This is a genomic window from Bradyrhizobium sp. (assembly GCF_028868675.1).
Classification (GTDB): Bacteria; Pseudomonadota; Alphaproteobacteria; order Rhizobiales; family Xanthobacteraceae; genus Bradyrhizobium.
Genome location: NZ_JAGWUA010000372.1, coordinates 1 through 1,747 on the forward strand (window position 1 = coordinate 1; position 1,747 = coordinate 1,747).

Consider the following 1,747-nt stretch of genomic DNA (forward strand, 5'->3'; position numbering starts at 1 on the left):
GTGCCGGTAGATCCAGATCAGCGCGCGCCCGAACATGCGCGGCAGCCGCAACAGCAAGGCGAGGATCGTGGAACCGGATTCTGGATGCTTCATGTGCGCGTTGCTGCAGCCTGGCGATCTATTGCGCGGTTCCGATGCATGGAACAATGAGCCGTTGCGCGCACGCCATATTTTGCATGCTTTCCGGGCGCAGTGCAGCAAGTACCTGTGGACGATCTGTATTCCCCCGGATACCATTTTTGTCACGTCCGCGTGTAGAGTCGCTGAACGTTGCATGGGGCTTGCCTGATCGCCTTGGGGCTTGGGGAAGGGACCAGTTTGATACGCCTGAACTCGCCTGATCTTCGCGCCTGGTTGCTGCTTGGAACCGCCGCTGCCTGCGCCGTGCTGTCGGTTGCCGTCGCGACCTTCACTACGTCCGCACATGCCGGCGGCACGCTCGAAGAGCGCAAGCTGCCGATGAAGTTCAACTGGGTCGCGTGCGAGCCGAACTGCCGCGGCTGGGTCAGCGCGGTCGGCATCATCACCGCGGATACGCCGAAGGACTTTGAGGACTTCGCGCGCGGACGGCAGCTCGGCGGCGCCACCGTGGTGCTGGATTCCAGCGGCGGCTCCGTCAACGACGCCATCGCGCTCGGACGGCGCTTCCGCAATCTCGGCCTCATGACCACCGTCGGCATCAGCGTGCAGCACCGCGGCGCGCAGGGTGCGCGGCCGACCGTCGCGCCGGAGGCCTATTGCGAATCCATGTGCGTGTTCGTGCTGCTCGCCGGCAAGAAGCGCTACGTGCCCGACGCGGCGCACGTCCGCGTGCACCAGATCTGGATGGGCGACCGCGCCGACGACGCCAAGGCCGCAAGCTACAGCGCGCAGGACCTGATGATCGTCGAGCGCGACATCGGCCGCCTCGCCAAATACACCTTCGACATGGGCGGCGCCGGGGACCTGCTGTCGCTCGCGCTCAACGTGCCGCCGTGGGAAGACCTGCACGAGCTCGATGCCGGCGAGCTCAAGCTCACGAATCTCACGACCACCGAGCTTCTGGCCGACGTGCTGCCGCAGATCGACGCGGCTGCGCCTGCGATGGCCGGGCTTGCGCCGAGACTGCAGGAGAAACTGCAGGAGAAACTGCAAGACAGGTTCGCGGGCGAATCCGACCCGCCGCCGGCGCGGTCGACCAAGACCGCGGAAGCGGTGGTTCCGACCGGCAGCGCCGCAGCGCCGGTCGCGGCCGAGCAGAAGTAGGCTTCGGAGCGGGAGATCACCCCTGCGCGGCGGCGGGCTGCTTCTTGGCCTCGATCTGGCCGATGGCGTCGACCACCGCATCGAAGGTCAGCATGGTCGAGGCGTGGCGCGCCTTGTAGTCGCGCACCGGCTCGAGGAACTTGATCTCGTCCCATTTTCCGTCGGGCGGGCGGCCGTTCTCTTTCAGCATTTTACGAACGGTCTCGCGTAACTCGCGGAGTTCGCTTGCGGTCGAGCCGACCACGTGACTTGCCATGATGGATGAGGAGGCCTGCCCCAGCGCGCAGGCCTTCACGTCATGGGCGAAATCGGTGACGACGTCGCCCTCCATCTTCAGGTCGACCTTCACGGTCGAGCCGCAGAGCTTGGAATGGGCGGTCGCGGTGGCGTCGGGCTCGGACAGCCGCCCCAGACGGGGAATGTTTCCGGCCAGTTCGATGATCCGCTTGTTGTAGATGTCGTTCAGCATGCGATGGAGTCCAGGACGTGCCCCGGCGCGATC

At 65.8% G+C, this 1,747-nt stretch carries 2 protein-coding genes; one reads left to right on the plus strand and one right to left on the minus strand.

The annotated features are described in order from the left end of the window. The first annotated feature begins 354 nt into the window (after positions 1–354). On the plus strand, positions 355–1,245 hold the full coding sequence (locus KGM94_RS25215) for a hypothetical protein (protein WP_300265471.1): 891 nt from the start codon (positions 355–357) through the stop codon (positions 1,243–1,245). A gap of 16 nt (positions 1,246–1,261) precedes the next feature. On the opposite strand, the gene KGM94_RS25220 is transcribed toward KGM94_RS25215, so the two are convergent. Continuing rightward, entirely contained in the window at positions 1,262–1,714 is a 453-nt protein-coding gene (locus tag KGM94_RS25220; RefSeq protein WP_300265473.1) for an iron-sulfur cluster assembly scaffold protein, read from the minus strand. Positions 1,715–1,747 lie beyond the last annotated feature (33 nt).

Bases quoted from the DNA above. Each gene is read 5' to 3' on its own strand.
- KGM94_RS25220 (WP_300265473.1), bottom strand. From the start codon at position 1,714: ATGCTGAACGACATCTACAACAAGCGGATCATCGAACTGGCCGGAAAC.